16 protein-coding genes are annotated in these 16,745 nt (G+C 73.2%); 2 read left to right on the forward strand and 14 right to left on the reverse strand.

Annotation, left to right across the window (positions count from 1 at the left end):
- Window positions 1–141 precede the first annotated feature (141 nt).
- From ABZ861_RS01750 to ABZ861_RS01795, 10 genes are all read right to left on the reverse strand, one after another.
- Window positions 142–1,026 carry a response regulator transcription factor gene (locus ABZ861_RS01750; RefSeq protein WP_361621918.1) on the reverse strand — a complete coding sequence of 295 codons (885 nt, stop codon included), beginning with the start codon at window positions 1,024–1,026 and terminating at the stop codon, window positions 142–144.
- Window positions 1,026–2,405, reverse strand: coding sequence for a histidine kinase (locus tag ABZ861_RS01755; protein WP_361621921.1), 1,380 nt, complete (start codon window positions 2,403–2,405; stop codon window positions 1,026–1,028). Before ABZ861_RS01755 ends, ABZ861_RS01750 begins: the two co-directional genes overlap by 1 nt.
- Window positions 2,406–2,482: 77 nt before the next feature.
- Window positions 2,483–3,370: a DUF5936 domain-containing protein gene (locus tag ABZ861_RS01760; RefSeq protein ID WP_361621924.1), complete on the reverse strand. Its 888-nt coding sequence runs from the start codon at window positions 3,368–3,370 to the stop codon at window positions 2,483–2,485.
- Window positions 3,371–3,439: 69 nt separating this feature from the next.
- On the reverse strand, window positions 3,440–4,381 hold the full coding sequence (locus tag ABZ861_RS01765) for a type II secretion system F family protein (RefSeq protein ID WP_361621927.1): 942 nt from the start codon (window positions 4,379–4,381) through the stop codon (window positions 3,440–3,442).
- A 19-nt stretch (window positions 4,382–4,400) separates the two neighbouring features.
- Window positions 4,401–5,738, reverse strand: coding sequence for a CpaF family protein (locus ABZ861_RS01770; RefSeq protein WP_361621930.1), 1,338 nt, complete (start codon window positions 5,736–5,738; stop codon window positions 4,401–4,403).
- A 15-nt stretch (window positions 5,739–5,753) separates the two neighbouring features.
- Entirely contained in the window at window positions 5,754–6,116 is a 363-nt protein-coding gene (locus ABZ861_RS01775) for a TadE/TadG family type IV pilus assembly protein (protein WP_361621933.1), read from the reverse strand.
- 1 nt (window position 6,117) lies between these two features.
- Window positions 6,118–6,537: a TadE family protein gene (locus tag ABZ861_RS01780; RefSeq protein WP_361621936.1), complete on the reverse strand. Its 420-nt coding sequence runs from the start codon at window positions 6,535–6,537 to the stop codon at window positions 6,118–6,120.
- Window positions 6,534–7,793, reverse strand: a complete 1,260-nt coding sequence (locus tag ABZ861_RS01785) for an AAA family ATPase (protein WP_361621939.1) — start codon at window positions 7,791–7,793, stop codon at window positions 6,534–6,536. The genes ABZ861_RS01780 and ABZ861_RS01785 overlap by 4 nt, the downstream gene beginning before the upstream one ends.
- A gap of 13 nt (window positions 7,794–7,806) precedes the next feature.
- Window positions 7,807–8,514, reverse strand: a complete 708-nt coding sequence (cpaB, locus tag ABZ861_RS01790; protein WP_361621942.1) for a Flp pilus assembly protein CpaB — start codon at window positions 8,512–8,514, stop codon at window positions 7,807–7,809.
- Between the two features lie 135 nt (window positions 8,515–8,649).
- Window positions 8,650–9,483 carry a hypothetical protein gene (locus ABZ861_RS01795; RefSeq protein WP_361622443.1) on the reverse strand — a complete coding sequence of 278 codons (834 nt, stop codon included), beginning with the start codon at window positions 9,481–9,483 and terminating at the stop codon, window positions 8,650–8,652.
- Between the two features lie 488 nt (window positions 9,484–9,971).
- On the opposite strand from ABZ861_RS01795, the gene ABZ861_RS01800 reads away from it, so the two are divergent.
- Complete coding sequence (locus ABZ861_RS01800; RefSeq protein ID WP_361621945.1) at window positions 9,972–11,678, forward strand: glycoside hydrolase family 18 protein; 1,707 nt, start codon at window positions 9,972–9,974, stop codon at window positions 11,676–11,678.
- Between the two features lie 243 nt (window positions 11,679–11,921).
- Here the strand turns inward: ABZ861_RS01800 and ABZ861_RS01805 are convergent, their stop codons facing one another.
- The 4 genes from ABZ861_RS01805 to ABZ861_RS01820 form a co-directional block, all read right to left on the reverse strand.
- On the reverse strand, window positions 11,922–12,563 hold the full coding sequence (locus ABZ861_RS01805) for a hypothetical protein (protein WP_361621948.1): 642 nt from the start codon (window positions 12,561–12,563) through the stop codon (window positions 11,922–11,924).
- 124 nt (window positions 12,564–12,687) lie between these two features.
- Window positions 12,688–13,098: a RidA family protein gene (locus ABZ861_RS01810; protein WP_361621951.1), complete on the reverse strand. Its 411-nt coding sequence runs from the start codon at window positions 13,096–13,098 to the stop codon at window positions 12,688–12,690.
- Window positions 13,095–13,964, reverse strand: a complete 870-nt coding sequence (locus tag ABZ861_RS01815) for an IclR family transcriptional regulator (protein WP_361621954.1) — start codon at window positions 13,962–13,964, stop codon at window positions 13,095–13,097. The genes ABZ861_RS01810 and ABZ861_RS01815 overlap by 4 nt, the downstream gene beginning before the upstream one ends.
- Entirely contained in the window at window positions 13,961–15,001 is a 1,041-nt protein-coding gene (locus ABZ861_RS01820; RefSeq protein ID WP_361622446.1) for a sugar kinase, read from the reverse strand. Before ABZ861_RS01820 ends, ABZ861_RS01815 begins: the two co-directional genes overlap by 4 nt.
- 457 nt (window positions 15,002–15,458) lie before the next feature.
- Between ABZ861_RS01820 and ABZ861_RS01825 the strand changes: the two genes are divergently transcribed.
- Window positions 15,459–16,730: an amino acid deaminase gene (locus ABZ861_RS01825; protein WP_361621957.1), complete on the forward strand. Its 1,272-nt coding sequence runs from the start codon at window positions 15,459–15,461 to the stop codon at window positions 16,728–16,730.
- Window positions 16,731–16,745 lie beyond the last annotated feature (15 nt).

A 16,745-nucleotide genomic window follows, 5' to 3' on the forward strand; every position in this document is an offset into this window, starting at 1 on the left:
TTCCCCTCCCGGTTCGGTCTCCGTGCCGCTCGCGGCAGCCGCACCGTATGCCGGAACGTCCCGTCGGCCAGAGGGTCCCTGGGCCCAATCCCGGGCCCAAAGGGAGGACCGGCCGCGCCTCGCCCGTGCCGTCACGTCAGATCACCTCGGCCCTTGGCGCGAGGAGTCAGGCGACGTGCCCAGCCACTTCGCGGCCGCCTCGGAGCGGCTGGTGCTGTGCAGCTTGGCGAAGATGCGGTTGATGTGGTTCTTGACGGTCTTCTCGCTGATGAAGCAGGCAGCGGCGATCTGCTGGTTCGTCATCCCGGACGCGATGAGGTCCATGATCTCCGCCTCCCTCGCGCTGAGCAGGAACCTCGACCTGTCGACGGCGGCCGACCGGCCCCCCGTCCACCCAGAAGACGACTGTCCCACGTTTGGTTGCAAACGTGAAGGTGACTGCGCAGAATTCGCTCGATGTAATGAAGTTGACGGCTCTGCGTCGTGTGCATTCGCACTTCCCAGGCCCTCCGGCAGGCGCGCACCCGCCGCTCCCGCCGCACCCGCCGCTTTCGACTCCGCCGCCCCGGCCTGCCGCAACTGCGCCAGCAGCGCCCCCGCCGCCGTCGGCGTGAAGTGCGCCCGGCCCTCCTTGACGTCCCGTATCGCCGCGACCAGTTGGCCGGCCGTGAACTCGCCGTGGACCAGGTAGCCGACCGCGCCCCGGCGCAGCGCCTCCTGGACGATCTCGGCCTCCCTGCTGTAGGTCAGCATCATCACCGGGGCGAACGGCACCAGGTACGGCAGCGCGGAGATGCCGTCCACGCCGGGCATGCGGACGTCGAGCAGGACGACGTCCGGCCGGTGGCGGTGGGCGGCCTCCCAGGCGGCGCGGCCGTCCGCCGCCTCCGCGACCACGACGATGTCGGCGCGGCCGGAGAGCAGCGCGGTCAGCCCGGCGCGGACCACCGGGTTGTCGTCGGCGACCACGATCCGCAGGGGCGCGGTCGGCGCCGTCGCGGGAAGGTCCTCGAAGGGGTCCTGCATCAGTGGTGCCTCCTCTCAGGACGGGGGTGCGGGGCGGTCGGCAGGGCGGCGAGCGGGAGTTCCAGGCGTACTTCCGTCCCTTTCGGACGGCTGCCCCGGCCGATGCGGATGCGGGCGCCCACCGAGGCGGCCCGTTCGACCATGCCGACCAGGCCGAAGTGGCCCGTGCGGCGGAGCTGTTCCAGTGTGGTGCCGGGGGGCAGGCCGCTGCCGTCGTCGTAGACGCTGATGCGCAGCAGGTCGCCGTGCACGCCCGCGCGGACGTCGACACGGGTCGGCGCCGCGTGGCGGTGGGCGTTCTCCATGGCTTCCGAGGCGATGACGAGGAGTTGGCGGGCCACCGCGGGCGGGACCGGCGGCACGTCGTGCTCGCCCGTCGGGCGGTAGACGGCCGGCACGCCCGTACGGGCGGTGAAGTCCTGTACATGCGCCGCGAGTTCGACCAGCACGTCGGCGCCGTGGCACGGGTCGTGCTCGCGCCGCAGGTCGGTGAGCAGTTCGCGTGCCTCGGCTGCGGCTCGGCGTGCCGAGCGGGCGACCAGGTGCGCCTGCCGCTCGACCAGGTCCGGGTCCATGCGGTCGACGGTCGCCGTGCCCGCGAGGCCCTCGGCGGCGAGGGCCACGCCGTGCAGGGTCTTGGCCACCGAGTCGTGCATCTCCCGGGCCAGCCGGGCGCGTTCGGCCGCCACCGCCTCGGTGACCGCGAGGCGGGACTGGACCGTGGTCAGGGTCCGGGTGGCCTCGCCGAACCGGAGGAGCAGGGTGCGCTGGGTGGCGCCGGCCGCGCCCGCGATCAGGCACAGGCCCGGGAACAGCGCGGAGCGCGCCAGATCGGCGTGCAGTTCCTTCGTCGCCGCGTAGACGACGAGCAGGATCAGCGACTGGAGCGAGGCGAAGATCGCCGCTCCGCGCCAGCTATAGACGAGTCCGGCGAGCAGCGGGGTGCAGACGCTGACGTAGGCCAGGGTGCTGTCCGGGCCCGCCGCGATCAGCAGCAGCGAGTTGAAGAGGGTGTCCAGGGCGAGCAGGACGGGGTGGCGCAGGAGGAGGGGGCCGAAGCGCTCCCAGTCCCGGAAGAGGACGTAGGAGCCCATGAAGGTGACGACGACGGCCGCGCCGACCAGGCGGGTGGCCACTCCGGGGGCCGCGTTGACCAGGGCGGAGGGGGCGGAGAGGGCGATCATCGCCAGCCGGAAGGCGAAGACGTGGCGGCACATCGCCTGGAGCGCGCCGATCTGGATGCGTTCCGGGTCGGGAGCGGGGCCCTGCGGGAGCGGGGCGGCCGGGAGGACGGTTCCCGCCGGAGGGGTGGTGATCTCGGGTGTCCTGGGGCGGCGGCGGAGCGGTCCCGTGCGGTCGCGGACCTGCGTGCTCGTCATGGCCGGACTCACCTCCCCCTCCCCCGCCTTCCCTGTCTCCCCCGCCTTCCGCGGCCTGCTCACCCCTCGCTCCCCCGCTACTTGCCCGTGACGGAGCCGAAGTCCACGCCGGAGCCGAGGATCAGGCCCGCGCCGAGGAGGATCATCGTGGCCGGGACCATGAACGTGGTGATCATCACGGTGGCCTTGGGGACCGCGCGGGCGGCCTTGCGGCGGGCGTTCTGCGCGTCGGTGCGCCGCATGTCCTTGGCGAGCGAGACCAGGGTGTCGACGATCGGCGCGCCCAGTTCCTCGCCCTGCTGGAGGGCGGTCACGAACATGGCGACCTGCTCGGAGTCGTTGCGGCGGCGCAGTTCGGCGAAGGCCTGGCGGCGGCTCATGCCCAGGTCCATCTGGCGCAGGGTGATGCGCAGTTCGTCCGCCCAGGGACCCTCGTACCGGGAGGCCACCCGGTCCAGCGCCTGGCGGAAGCCCAGACCGGCGCTGACCACGACGGCGAGCACGTCCAGGAAGTCCGGCAGGGTGCGTTCGATGACGTCCCTGCGGACGCGAATGGCTGACCAGAGGCCGACCTCCGTCCAGAACGCGCCGAACGCGAACAGCAGCGCCGCCACGACGAACTGGCCGCGCAGGACGAAGACCGCTCCGCCCACGCCGCCGAGGAAGCCGTACACCGCCCGCCTGGCCGCGTAGCGGTCGATGGTGAGGCCGCCGGGGTTGCCGGCCAGGTCGATCTTGCGGCGGTACTTGGCGACCCGTTTCGGGCCCATCAGGCGCAGCACGGCGGGGGCGTAGCGCATGCCGAGGCGGTCGACGACGGAGTCCACGGCGCCGGTGCGCGTGGCGCCGACCTCCAGGGCGAGCGCCAGGTCGCCGGGGAGTCTGGCCTCCGCCCGGTACATGCGGACGCCGGCGAAGGCGCCCCAGACGGCGAGGCCCATGACGAGGGCGAGCAGCGGTCCCATCCCGTCTCCCCTCCTTTCGTTGTCCGTTGGTCGTGGCGTGGGTCGTGGCGGCGGTCGTGGCGTGGAGGCTCAGACGTCGACGCGGGACAGCCGGCGGATGAGGAGGAAGCCGACCGCGTAGAGGGCGAACGCGATGATCACCGCGGCCTGGCCGAACGGGGAGCCGGTCATGCGGTCCAGGGCGCCGGCCTTGACGCCGTTCATCAGGAAGAGCGCGCCGACGCCGAGGACGGGGACGGCGTAGGAGGTCATGTTGACCTGGGAGAGCTGGGTGCGGACCTCGCGGCGGGTCTCCTTGCGCTCCTCCAGGGTCTCGGTGAGGTTGCGCAGCGCGCTGACCACCTGGCCGCCCGCCCGGTTGGACAGGACCAGGGTGGTGACCAGCACCACGAGTTCGCGGGACGGGAGGCGGTCGGTGAGTTCGCCCAGGGCGTCGTCCATCGAGGCGCCGAGCGCCAACTGGTGGGCGACCTTCCCCAGTTCCTCGCCCGCTGGGGCCTCCAGTTCCTCCGCGGCCATGCCGACGGCGGTGCGCAGGGCGAGGCCGGCCTGGGTGGCGTTGGCGAGGATGCGGGCCAGTTCGGGAAGCTGGTTGATGAACTTCTCGATGCGCCGCTGGCGTTGCCAGGCGAGGAACTGCCAGGCCGCCCAGACGCCGAGGAGTCCGGCGAGCGGCCCGAAGAAGGGGGCCAGGGCGGCCTGGCCGATGAGCCAGAGGGCGGCTACGGCGGCGAGCATGGCGGCGAAGAACTCGCCCGGGGTGACGTCCAGGCCGGTCGCGGCCAGCCGCAGTTCCAGCCTGCGTCCCACCTGGGTGCGGCGCAGGCGGCGGTCGAGGGTGCGGAAGCGGCGACGGCGGCCGGCCGTGACCTGGCCGGTCTGGGACAGGCGGTCGACGAGGGCCGCCCGCTGCGCGCTGCCCCGGCTGTAGACGTGCAGGCCGATGACGGCCAGCATGCAGGTCAGCAGGGTGACGCCGGTGGTGAGGGCGACGAGGGTGCTCAGATCCATGGGGACGGTTCCTCCCTGCCTACCGGGCTTCCCGGGTGGCGAGCTGGGCCGTGGAGCGGGCGACGCCGAACGCCTGCGGGATGGGCTGGTTCGCCATGTAGAGGCGTTCGGCGGTGCGGCGGGGCATCGGATGGTGTTCGAAGGCGCCGTGGATCCGGCCGTCCGGCGTCATGGGCTGGGCGGCGAAGCGGGCGACGGACGCCAGCCGGTACGGCTCGCTGCCGTGGCTGTCGAGCACGGCGACCTCGGTGACGCGGCGGGCGCCGTCGGCGAAGCGGGTGAGCTGGACGATGACGTCGACGGCGCTGTTGATCTGGTCGTGCAGCGCGACGAAGGGGACCTCGACGTCGGACATGGAGGCGAGCGTCTGGAGGCGCATCAGGGCGTCCTCGGCGCTGTTGGCGTGCACGGTGGCGAGCGAGCCGTCGTGGCCGGTGGACATCGCCTGGAGCATGTCCAGGGACTCCCCGCCGCGGACCTCGCCGACGACGATGCGGTCGGGCCGCATGCGCAGCGAGTTGCGCACCAGGTCGCGGATGCTGATCTGGCCGCGGCCCTCGACGTTGGGCGGGCGGGACTCCAGCCGGATCACGTGGGCCTGCTGGAGCTGGAGTTCGGCGGAGTCCTCGATGGTGATGATGCGCTCGCCCTCGGGGATCAGTCCGGACAGGGCGTTGAGCAGGGTGGTCTTGCCGGTGCCGGTGGCGCCGGAGACGATGATGTTGAACTTCGCCTGCACCAGACCGGCTAGCAGGAACAGCGTGTGCTCGTCCAGCGAGCCGAAGCCGATCAGCTCCTGGAGGGTGAAGGAGCGCGGGAAGCGGCGGATGGTGAGGATGGGCCCGGTCAGCGACAGCGGCGGGATGATCACGTTGACGCGCTCGCCGGAGGGCAGACGGGCGTCGACCATCGGATGGGACTCGTCCACCCGGCGGTTGACCGTGGAGACGATGCGCTCGATGGTCTGCATGAGCTGGTCGTGGGAGGCGAAGCGGAGCGGGAGCTGCTCGACGCGGCCGCCGCGCTCCACGAAGATCGCGTCGGGGCCGTTGACCATGATCTCGGTGATGGAGGCGTCTTCGAGCAGCGGTTCGAGGATGCCGAGGCCCAGCGCCTCGTCGACGACCCGGCGGATGAGCTGGGAGCGTTCCACGGTGGACAGGACCGGGCCTTCGCGGCTGATGATGTGCCCGAGGACGCGCTCCAGCCGGGCCCGGCGTTCGGCGGCGGCCAGCGAACTCATCTCCGCGAGGTCGATCTCCTCCAGCAGCTTCGCCCGGTAGGAGGTGACGAGGTGGCCGTCCTCGCCCCGGCTGCCTTGTTCCTCGGGCGAGTTGACGCGTGCGCGGAGGCTCATGGGCGCCTTCCTGGGTCAGTGGTCGAGCGGCATGGTGGCGGTCTTGCGGGCCGCCCCGAAGGCGCCGTCCCAGAGCGGGATGACAGACGGGATGCGCACGCTGGCGGTGACGGTGACCGTGTCGCCGCCGGCCGAGGTCGCGCAGGCGGTGCCGGCCGCGAGGTTGCCGCTGACGGCCTGGACGCACGCCTGCTGGGCGTCCTGCCGCAGGGAGGCGGCGCGCGCCCCGGCTCGGGCGGCGGTGCCTGCCTGCTGGGCGGTGTAGGCGACGAGGCCGATCTGCACGGCGGCCAGGGCGACCAGCAGCAGGACAGGGAGGAACCCCAGGTACTCGATGGCGACTTGGCCCCGGTCGCGCCGGGCGCGGGCGGACGGCATGTCAGTGGGTCGCCTCCTCGACGGCGCCGGCGTGGCCGGGGACCGTGACGGGGAAGTCGATCAGGCCCGGGACGAGGACGGGCACCTTGAGGGAGACGTCGGAGGTCACGTAGCCGCCGGCCGTGTGGCACGCCACGGCGGCGCCGCTGCGCCACGCCGCGGACAGCTTGTCGAGCCCGGCCTGTTCGCAGGCGGCCTCCCGCCCTCCGGGATCGGCCGCCGTGCCGGCCCGCACCGCCTCGTCCGCGGCGTTGCCCGCGAGCGTGTACGTGTATCCCAGCAGCACGCACTGCCACAGCAGCACCAGCGTGACGATGATCGTCGGCGCCATGCCCAGGAACTCGATCGCGACCTGCCCGCTGTCGGAGCCGCAGCGGTTCGCGCCGTGGGAACGCCGCTGCTTCCTCGCGCCCGCCTTCATCCCCCCGCCTCCCTGCGCCGCCGGAAGCTCACCGCGCCGCGGTCGCCGCCGCGCGGCCGGCCGCCGCCCTTGCGGTCGCCCTCGGGCGCCTTGACGAGGGCCAGTTCGGCCGCCAGACCCCACAGTGCCTGTTTGACGGTGCTCTTGTCGTCCAGTTCGTGCATCCGGCCGGAGTCGACCGCGCTCTGGAGTTCTTTGAAGTTCGCCGGGATCGCGGTGGCCGCCACCGCCGTGCCGGTGATCTTCCGGATGAGCGGGGGCTGGATCTCGGTGGCGCGGGTGTGCCGGTTGACCACGATCGTCGTCTCCTCGGCCTTGCGGATCTGCAGCCGGTCCCACATCCGCACGGTCCGCTTGGCGGCCCGTACGGAGACCACGTCGGGGGTGGTGACCAGCAGCGCGGTGTCGGCCATCTCCATCGCCGCCGCGCTCGCCTCGCTGAGCTGGGCGCCGCAGTCCAGGACGACGACCTCGTAGCGGGAGCGCAGGGCGCTGACGATCTGGCGGGCGGCCCGGTCGGCGACCTCCTCGCCGCGTTCGCCGTCGCCGGGGGCGAGCAGCAGCGCGATGCCGGTGTCGTGGCGGAAGACGGCGTCGGCCAGCACGCGCGGGGAGATGTCGGCGATGGCCGCCAGGTCGGCCACCGAGCGGCGGAACTGCACGTCCAGGTAGGAGGCGACGTCGCCGGACTGGAGGTCCATGTCGACCAGGGCGGTGCTGTGCCCTGAGGTCCGGGCGGCGAGGGCGAGTTGGATGGCCGCCACGGTGGCGCCCACGCCGCCCTTGGCGCCGCTGACCGCGACCACGCGTCCGCCGACGCCGGTGAACACGTCGCCGCCGCGGCCGAGATGGCGACGGACGCCCACCGACCACTGGGCCACCGCCTGCACCCGGTTGGCCAGTTCCTCGTAGCTCAGCGGCAGGGAGACCAGTCCGCGGGCCCCGGAGTCCATCGCGGCCGCGAACAGGCCGGGGCTCGCGTCCGAGGTGACGAGGATGACGCCGACGGCGGGGAAGCGCAGGGCGACCTCGCGGATCAGTTCCAGGGCCGGCACCGGACCGATCCGCTCGTGCACGACCACGATCTCGGGCAGTTCGTCCACGGACTCGGCGGCCAGCCGGGCGAGGGCGTCGACGAGCTGGGTGGAGTCGGCGACGGGAGTGACCGGCTCCGCGTCGGGGAGCTGGCTGAGCAGGGTCGTGACGGACCGGAGGGCGTCCGCGTCGCCGGCCGCCGGGAGGATCCTGGTGGGCATCCGTGCGCGCCTCTCACTTGTCTTTGGCGAGTTCGTAGGTCCGGTCCTGGGCGGGGACGCCGGCGCCGCCGCCGGGCCCGACCAGCGCGAGCCGGACCCGCTGGGCGAAGGACTCGGCGTAGGTGATGCGCTGCGCGTCGATGGTGGAGAGCGCGAAGGTGATGGGGACGGTCTCGGCGGACTGCCGGTTCTTGTCGTCGGCGTTCGGGTCCAGCGCGGTGATCTCGCCGACGTCGAGCACCCGGGCGCCGGTGACGATGATCTTGGACTGGGCGGGGTCGCCCTCGCGCTGTCCGGCGAAGGTGGCGTAGACGTTGACCGTGGCGCCGGGCGTGATCTTGCCGGCCACGCCGGTGGCCGCGTCGATCATGATGGCGACCTCCTGCTGACCGGGCTGGAGGGCGGGCTGGTTCACGATCATGTCGCTCTGGAGCAGCGAGCCCTGGCGCAGCGCGGTGACCGCGATCTTGCCCTGGATCTGGGCGAGGTCGGTGACGGCGTTCGGCGACAGCCACCGCTTGGGCATCCGTATCTTCTCGAACTGGCCCGTGTTCAGCGGCGTGTAGGGCTGCACGCTGGTCCTGAGCTGGTACGCGGTGACCTCTGGGCCGACCTCGGACTTGACGTCGCTGACGACGGAGAGCACGCCCGCGAACGCGCCGAGCGCGCAGAGGACGGACAGGAGCAGGAGTATCACGCCGCGGCGCTGACGGGAGTTCATGAACCGTGCAACCTCGTTGGGGATGTCGGTCGAGCGTGATCCGGCGGGCGGGAACGCGATCGAACGGGATCGGACGGGATCAGGGGGCGGGGCGGGCTCGGGCGGATGCGTGGGCGTGCTGGGAGCGCTTCGGGGTCACCCCGTCGGCGTGCGGCTGTCGTCGGCCGGCCGGTCGGGCCGGTCGTGGCCGGGTGGAGTGGCGGAGCAGAAGACGCAGCGGTCCCCGATCACGTCGACGCCGCACCAGTGGCAGACGCTCTGCCGCACCGAGGTGACCAACTGGTAGAGGACCGGGAGATCGGGCAGGTAGGTGCAGAACTCGACGAGCTTCGCCGTGCCCCACCATCGCGCGGACTCGGCGGGGAGCGGGACCTCGCGCAGCCCGAGCACGTTCCAGGAGGGGGCGAGGGAGGCGGTGACCCAGTCCGACGGGAGCTGGCCCTTGGCGACCAGCATCCAGGCGCCGAAGTCGGGTCCGGACAGGGCGGCTTCGGGGCCGATCCGCACCAACTGCGGCTCAGGGTGGGCGATCACGCCGAACTGGGCGCCCGGGACCCAGGACTTGGCGTGCGCCTTGAGCCCGACGGGGACCCGGTCCAGGCGGGTGACGGAGCCGAGGACGGCACCGCAGTGGACGTAGTGGGTGAGCAGGCGGGCCGCCGAGGCGAGCACGCCGGGGCTGAGGTCGCAGGTGGCCAACTGCCTCAACTGGCGTGCTAAGACGGCGATTCCGAGGGGCGGCAGCCCCGGGCGGTATAACGCGATGCGGTCGCTCTCCAGCAGGGAGCGCACGGTGCGCAGCCGCCGCAGCACGCCGTCGGCGGCGCCGTGCGAGCAGACGACGATCAGGTGCCCGTGCTGGTCGAGCACGGTCCGCACGCCGTCCAGCGTCTGCTCCAGCGGCTGCCGGTCCAGGTCGTGCAGGACGACGGCGGGCATGGTGCGCTCGTCCTGCGCGGGCAGCGCCATGTCGGCGCCGGTGACGGCGATGGCAGTGGACACGCGAGCCCCCCGTTCGAGCCTGCCGGTCCGCCGTGGGTCCTCCGGCGCACCGAGTTGACTTCACTGCGTGACTACCTCAGCACTGTATCCACGCCTCACTGACCGGAGAAACAGCGATTCTGTAGCTGAGCGGCAATTGTGATCGCGCAAGTCACGCCAAAGCGGGACAGGTTGAGCATTCGGACCGGCCCCGAACGCCTACGGTCGGCGCTTCCCCGCTGACTTCGCCGCCGCGGGCGGGGAGTTCGCACCGGGCCCATTGACAACTCAATTGGTCTGGACCAGCTTAGGGGCACGCGGTGGCCACCGCGCAGCCCCCCTCCCGGTCCTCCCCCGCCGGGCGCCCCGCCCCTGCCGTCCCCCTCCGCTCTCCTCCGCGCTCCCCCCTTCTCCTCCTTCTCCCCCTTTCTCGCCTTTCCCGCCTTTCTCTCCCTTCTCCCCACCGGAGGCACCCCATGGACCGCGCACCGGGCACGTCCCGACACAGACGCATCTGGGCCGGCGCCGCCGTCGCCGCCCTCGCCCTCTCCTTCGCGGGCGCCGGACAGGCGTCGGCGGCCGACGTCAACAACGCCAAGAACGCCGGGTTCGAGTCCGGCCTGAGCAACTGGACGTGTTCCGCGGGCAGCGGGACGACCGTCTCCTCCCCCGTGCACGGCGGCGCGGCCGCGCTGAAGGCCACCCCGACGGGCCAGGACAACGCCCAATGCACCCAGACGGTGGCGGTCAAGCCCAACTCCACCTACACGCTGAGCGCGTGGGTGCAGGGCGGCTACGCCTACCTGGGCGCCACCGGCACCGGCACGACCGACGTCTCGACCTGGACCCCGGACACCGCGGCCTGGAAGCAGTTGTCGACGACCTTCACCACCGGCTCGTCGACCACCTCGGTGACGGTCTACCTGCACGGCTGGTACGCGCAGGCGGCGTACTACGCCGACGACGTGTCGGTCCTCGGCCCGGACGGCGGAGGCGGCGGCGACCCGGCGCCCACGGTCCCGGCGACCCCGGGCGGTCTCGCGGTGACCTCGACGACGTCCTCCTCGGCCTCGCTGTCCTGGAACGCGGTGACCGGCGCGACGGGCTACAACGTCTACCGCGACGGCGCGAAGGCGGCGTCGGTGACGGGCACGTCGGCCACGGTGAGCGGCCTGACCGCCTCGACCTCCTACTCGTTCCAGGTCACGGCGGCCAACGCGGCCGGCGAGTCGGCGAAGTCGACGGCGGTGACGGCCAGGACGGCGGCCGCCGGAGGCGGCGGAGGGGGCGGGGGCGGCCTGCCCAAGCACGCGGTGACCGGCTACTGGCAGAACTTCAACAACGGCGCGACGGTGCAGAAGATCTCCGACGTGCCGTCCGCCTACGACATCATCGCGGTCGCCTTCGCGGACGCCACCGGCACACCGGGCGCGGTCGCCTTCAACCTGGACTCGGCGGGCCTGAACGGCTACACGGTCGCCCAGTTCAAGGCGGACATCAAGGCCAAGCAGGCGGCCGGAAAGAAGGTCGTCGTCTCGATCGGCGGCCAGAACGGCACGGTGTCGATCAGCGACCCGGCCTCGGCGGCGAACTTCGCGAACTCGGTCTACTCCCTGATGCAGACCTACGGCTTCGACGGCGTCGACATCGACCTGGAGAACGGCCTGAACCCGACGTACATGACGCAGGCGCTGCGCTCCCTGTCGGCGAAGGCGGGCCCGTCGCTGATCCTCACGATGGCCCCCCAGACGATCGACATGCAGTCGACGTCGGCCGGGTACTTCCAGACGGCGCTGAACGTCAAGGACATCCTGACGGTCGTCAACACCCAGTACTACAACAGCGGTTCGATGCTGGGCTGCGACGGCAAGGTCTACAGCCAGGGCTCGGTGGACTTCCTCACCGCCCTCGCCTGCATCCAGTTGCAGGGCGGTCTGGCCGCCTCCCAGGTGGGCCTGGGCGTGCCCGCCTCCCCCAGCGGCGCCGGCGGCGGCTACGTCTCGCCCACCGTGGTGAACAACGCCCTGGACTGCCTGACCAAGCTGACGAACTGCGGTGCCTTCAGGCCGTCGACGAGCTACCCCGACCTGCGCGGCGCGATGACCTGGTCCACCAACTGGGACGCCTCGGCGGGCAACGCCTGGTCGAACTCGGTGGGCGCCCACGTGCACGCCCTGGGCTGACGGCGGCCCCCGGTTCGTTCGGCGCCCGGTCCCTGGGACCGGGCGCCGAACGGCGCGGAGGACGCCGTACGGCCTGAGCCGCGCTGAGCGGCGCTGAGCGGTGCGGCGGAGGGCGCGAGGCACGCGAACGGCTGGCGGATGCCGATGACTTCGGCCGTCGACAAGACGGGACGTCAGCCGTCAGCCGTCAGCCGTCACCCAGCGGCCGTCAGTCGTCGGCCGTCAGTCGTTACTCGTCAGTCATCAGTCGTCTTCCGAACCGTCCGGGGTCGCGGGCTCGCGCCGCGCCTCCGCCTCGTCCTCGGGATCCTGGCCCTCCGCGGCCCCGGGCTCCTGGCCCTCTTCGAAGTACGCGTCCAACACCGCGTCCAACTCCCGCTCCCAGTCCGCGAAACGGGACCGGGACGGCGCCTCGATCTCGATCGGGTACCAGCGGCGGTCGGGGGTGTGCACGGTGATCGTGAACCGCTTGCCGAAACGGGGGGTCTCCGTCTCGACCGCGCCGATCTCGTCCCAGCCGAACTCGCACCGCTGGTCGTCCAGGGACAGGCGTACGCCCCGGCGGTCGGCCACGATCCGGGCCCGGCGGTCGGCGGCCTCGAAGACGGGACCGCCTGGGGCCTCCTCCGCGGACTCGCCCGGATCCTCCTCCCCGACGGCGTCGGCCTCGGCGCCGCCGTGAGGGCGTGGCGGCGGCTCCTCCGCGCGGGACGCGGACGGGGACGTGTCCCGCGGCGCCGCCGCGGCGGCCTCCTCGCCGTCCGGGCTCTCCGGCGCCGGGGTCGCGGGCGCGGTGAGGCCGGGGACGAAGGCCGGGTCGAACCCGGCGCCCGTCACGGGCTCGCTCGTCAGGGGCTGGCTGCTCGAACCTTTGCGCTGCTCCACAGCGGGCAGTATGGTCGACGATCCTGTGCCCGGCACAGTCAGCCCCCGACTTCGTTACCCAGAAGCCGACTTACGCCTCACGTCCGCTCACCCGGACCGGGCGTCGCAGCGGCGGCGGCCGGCCTCAGCCGAGGACGGCGAGCGCATCGATCTCGACGAGGAGTCCCGCGGGCAGGCCGACGTAGACCGTGGTGCGCGCGGCGGGCGGCTGGGTGAGGGCCTGCTCCGCGAAGTAGGCGTCGTAGATCTCGTTCATCTCGGCGAAGTGGTCCACGTCGGTGAGGTAGACGCGGATCATCATCACGTCGTCCCAGCTCGCGCCGCCCTCGGTGAGGACCGCCTTGACGTTGGCGAGGGTCTGGAGGGTCTGCGCGCGCAGGGTGGGGCCGGCGGGCGCGGGGGGCTCGCCGTCCTGGGCGGGCAGGAAGCCGACCTGGCCGGCGACCTGGAGGACGCCGCCCTTCCTCACGCCGTGGGAGAACCGCGCGGGCGGCACGGAGTGGGTCGAGGGGGTGAGCGCGGTCTTCTCGGTCATGCGGTGCTCCTGTCCGGGCTGGTCACGGGAGTCTTGACGGGGTCCCTGTCTGGGCCGGCCACGGGAGTCTTGACGGGGTCCTTGTCGGGGCTGCTCACGGGGGTCCTGTCGGGGCTGTTCACGGGGGATCTGCCGGAGTACTCGGCGCTGACGGCGTCCGCGGTGCGGCGCACCAAGGGGAGCAGCGTGAGGAGTTCGTCGGCGCCGACCACGACGTTCGGGGCGGACACCGACATCGCGGCGACCACCCGGCCGTCGGCGCCCCTGATGGGCGCGGCGACGCAGTTGACGGACTCCTCGTGGCCGCCGAGGTCGGTGGCCCAGCCCTGTTCGCGCACGGCGGCCAGCTCCTTGAGGAGGGCGGCCGGGCCGGGGGTCGAACGGGCCGTGTAGCGGGGGTAGTCGAGCCTCTCCACGACGGCGCGGCGCTCCGCCTCGGGCAGGTCGGCGAGCAGCAGCTTGGCCACGGCGGCGACGGTGAGCGCGACGGGCCTGCCGATCCGCGAGTACATGCGCACCGGGTAGCGGCTGTCGACCTTGTCGATGTAGAGGACCTCGTTCTCCTCGTGCACGGCGAGGTGCACGGTGTGACCGCAGTGCTCGTTGAGGCGGACGAGGTGGGGGTGGGCGATCTCGCGGACGTCGAGGCTTTCCATCGCCTCCTGGGCGAGGGCGAAGAGGCGGGCGCCGAGGCGGTAGCGCTGGTCGGACTGGCGGTAGACCAGGCCGTGCTCGTGCAGGGTGCGCAGCAGCCGGAGGGCGGTGGACTTGTGGACGCCGAGACGGCCGGCGACCTGCCCGAGGTCGGCGGGCCCCCCGGCGAGCAGCGGCAGGATGCTCAGCGCGCGGTCGACGGTCTGGCTCATGGCGTGCGTCCTTCCTCCCCGGTCCGGGCGGGGCGCGTCCATCCCGGGCCGAGTCGCAGTCTCCCCCACCCGTCCTCGTCGAGGGTGGCCAGCCGGTCGAAGAGAGCGCGGGCGGGGGGTGCGGCGAGGTCGCCGGGGACGGTGAGCGCGGCGGCGGCCGCCAGGTGGCCGTGGCGCAGGCGGAGGCGCACGGGCAGCCCGCGCAGGACGGCGGAGAGATACCCGGCGGCGAACGCGTCCCCGGCGCCGACGGAGGCGACGACGTCGACGCGCGGGGCGGGGGCGAAGTCGGCGCCGTCCCGGTGGAAGACGGTGGCGCCGGCGCCGCCCTGCTTGACCACCAGCGCGGCGGGCTCGGGCAGCAGCTCGCGGACGGCGCGCGGCCCGCCGCGGACGTGCCACGCCCGCTCCGCCTCGTCCTCGCCGACGAAGACGAGGTCGGCGCCGCGCGCCAGCTCCAGCAGCACCCGGGGGCCGTCCTCCCCGCGCCACAGGGCGGGACGGTGGTTGACGTCGAAGGACAGCAGCGGGCGGCGGCCGGTCCGCGGGGCGAGGAGGCAGCGCAGCAGATCACGGCAGCCCGGGGAGAGCGCCGCCGTGACGCCCGACAGGTGCAGCACCCGGCAGGCGTGCAGGGCGGTCTCGTCGACGCCGCCGACGGCCATCGCGGAGGCCGCCGAACCGGCCCGGTAGTAGGCGGTCTCGTGGGCGTCGGTGAGGCGGTCGCCGGCGGTGCGGAAGTAGACGCCGGTGGGGCGGTCGGGGTCGCGGGTCACCGAGGCGACGTCGACGCCGTACGCGGCGATCGCCTCCAGCAGGTGGTCGCCGAAGCCGTCCGCGCCGACCCGGCTCACCCAGCGGGCGGTGTGCCCGGCGGCGGCGAGCGCGCAGGCCACGTTGGACTCGGCGCCGCCGACGGCGCGCGCGAAGGACGGCACGTCGGCGAGGCGCCCGGGGCGGGAGGGCAGGAACGTCACCATGGACTCGCCCAGCGCCACGACGTCCACGACGTCCGGCGCGTGCACCTTGTGCACCACCTCCGGCGCGTCCACCGCATCCGCCGCGTGCGCCACATGAGCCGCGTGCGCCACATCCGCCGAGTTCACCGCGAGCCCCGCATCCACCGCGTCCGCCGAGTTCACCGCGAGCCCCGCATCCGCCGCTTCCGCCGCTTCCGCACCCTCACGCCGTCCGCGGCCCCCCGCGGACCCCGCGGCGCCGGGTCGGGCGTCGGAGCCGTCGCCGCCGTCGCAGCTTCCGGTGACGGTCACGCTGCTCGCGACTCCTCGGGGGCGGGGGCCCCGGGCGCCGTCGGGGCCGGGGACCAGAAGGCCCGCATCCGGTGCGGACCGGGACGGCGGGCGCGGGACCGGCGAACGGCGTCAGACCCGCGGGCGTTTCGTTGACCTCGTCTGGCCGAGATGCTAGACAGCGGAAAACGTTCTCCGCAACGAGCGTTGCACCCTACGCAATATCGCTGATCAGGGAGGATTCATGGGCACCGAGGCGCTCGCCCGCCTGGCCGAGGAACGCGTCGACCACCGGTTCAAGGGACTCCCGCCGGACGCGGACGGGCTGACCGTCGGCGAGCTGGCCGCCCAGCGCCGCAACCTCTTCACCGGCGGCTTCGCCACGCCCGTGCTCGCGCTGTCCGCCGAGCGCCTGGAGCACAACCTGACGCTCATGGAGACGTACGCGGCCCGGCACGGCCTGGCCTTCGCCCCGCACGGCAAGACCTCGATGGCGCCCCGGCTGTTCCAGCGGCAGATCGAGCACGGGGCGTGGGGCATCACCCTCGCCGTGCCCCACCAGGTGCGGGTGGCGCGGGCGTTCGGGATCCAGCGGGTGTTCCTGGCCAACGAGCTGGTGGACCCCGCCGCCCTGCGCTGGGTCGCCGCCGAGCTGGCCGCCGACCCCTCCTTCCGCTTCGTCTGCTACGTCGACTCGGTGCGCGGGGTCGGCCTGATGGACGCGGCCCTGCGGGAGGCGGGCGCCGGGCGGCCCGTGGACGTGGTGGTGGAGCTGGGGGCGGGCGAGGGCGCGCGCACCGGCGTGCGGACGGAGGCCGAGGGCGCGGCCGTGGCCGACGCGGTGGCCGCGACGCGGACGCTGCGGCTCGTGGGGGTCGCCGGGTACGAGGGCGAGGTGCCGCGGGCCGACCCGGAGCGGGTGGCCGCCTGGCTGCACCGGCTCGTCGACCTGGCCGTCCGCCTGGACGAGGCGGGGCGGTTCGCCGGGGCGGAGGAGATCGTGGTGAGCGCGGGCGGCAGCGCCTGGTTCGACGCGGTCGCCGACGTGTTCGCGAAGATCCCCGCCCTCTCCCTCCCGGCGCTGAAGCTGCTGCGCTCGGGCGCGTACGTCTCGCACGACGACGGCCGCTACCGCGAGGTCACCCCGTTCAACCGCGTGCCCGAGGAGGGCGCGCTGGAGTCGGCCTTCCGCCTGTGGGCGCAGGTCGTCTCGCGCCCGGCCGCCGGGCAGGCGTTCGTCAACGCCGGCAAGCGGGACGCGGCCTACGACCTGCACCTGCCCGTCGCGCAGGCGGTGCGCCGGGACGGCGTCGAGCGGCTGGCCGCCGGCGTCACGGTCACCGCGCTGTCCGACCAGCACGCCTGGCTCGCCACCGAGCCCGGGGCCGATGTGGAGGTCGGCGACTGGATCGGGCTCGGCCTCTCCCATCCGTGCACGTCCTTCGACAAGTGGCCGCTGATCCCGCTGGTCCAGGCGGACGGCACGGTCGTGGACTACGTCCGCACGTACTTCTAGGACGCGCGCCGTGGC

Source organism: Streptomyces sp. NPDC046985 (assembly GCF_040644415.1).
Classification (GTDB): Bacteria; Actinomycetota; Actinomycetes; order Streptomycetales; family Streptomycetaceae; genus Streptomyces.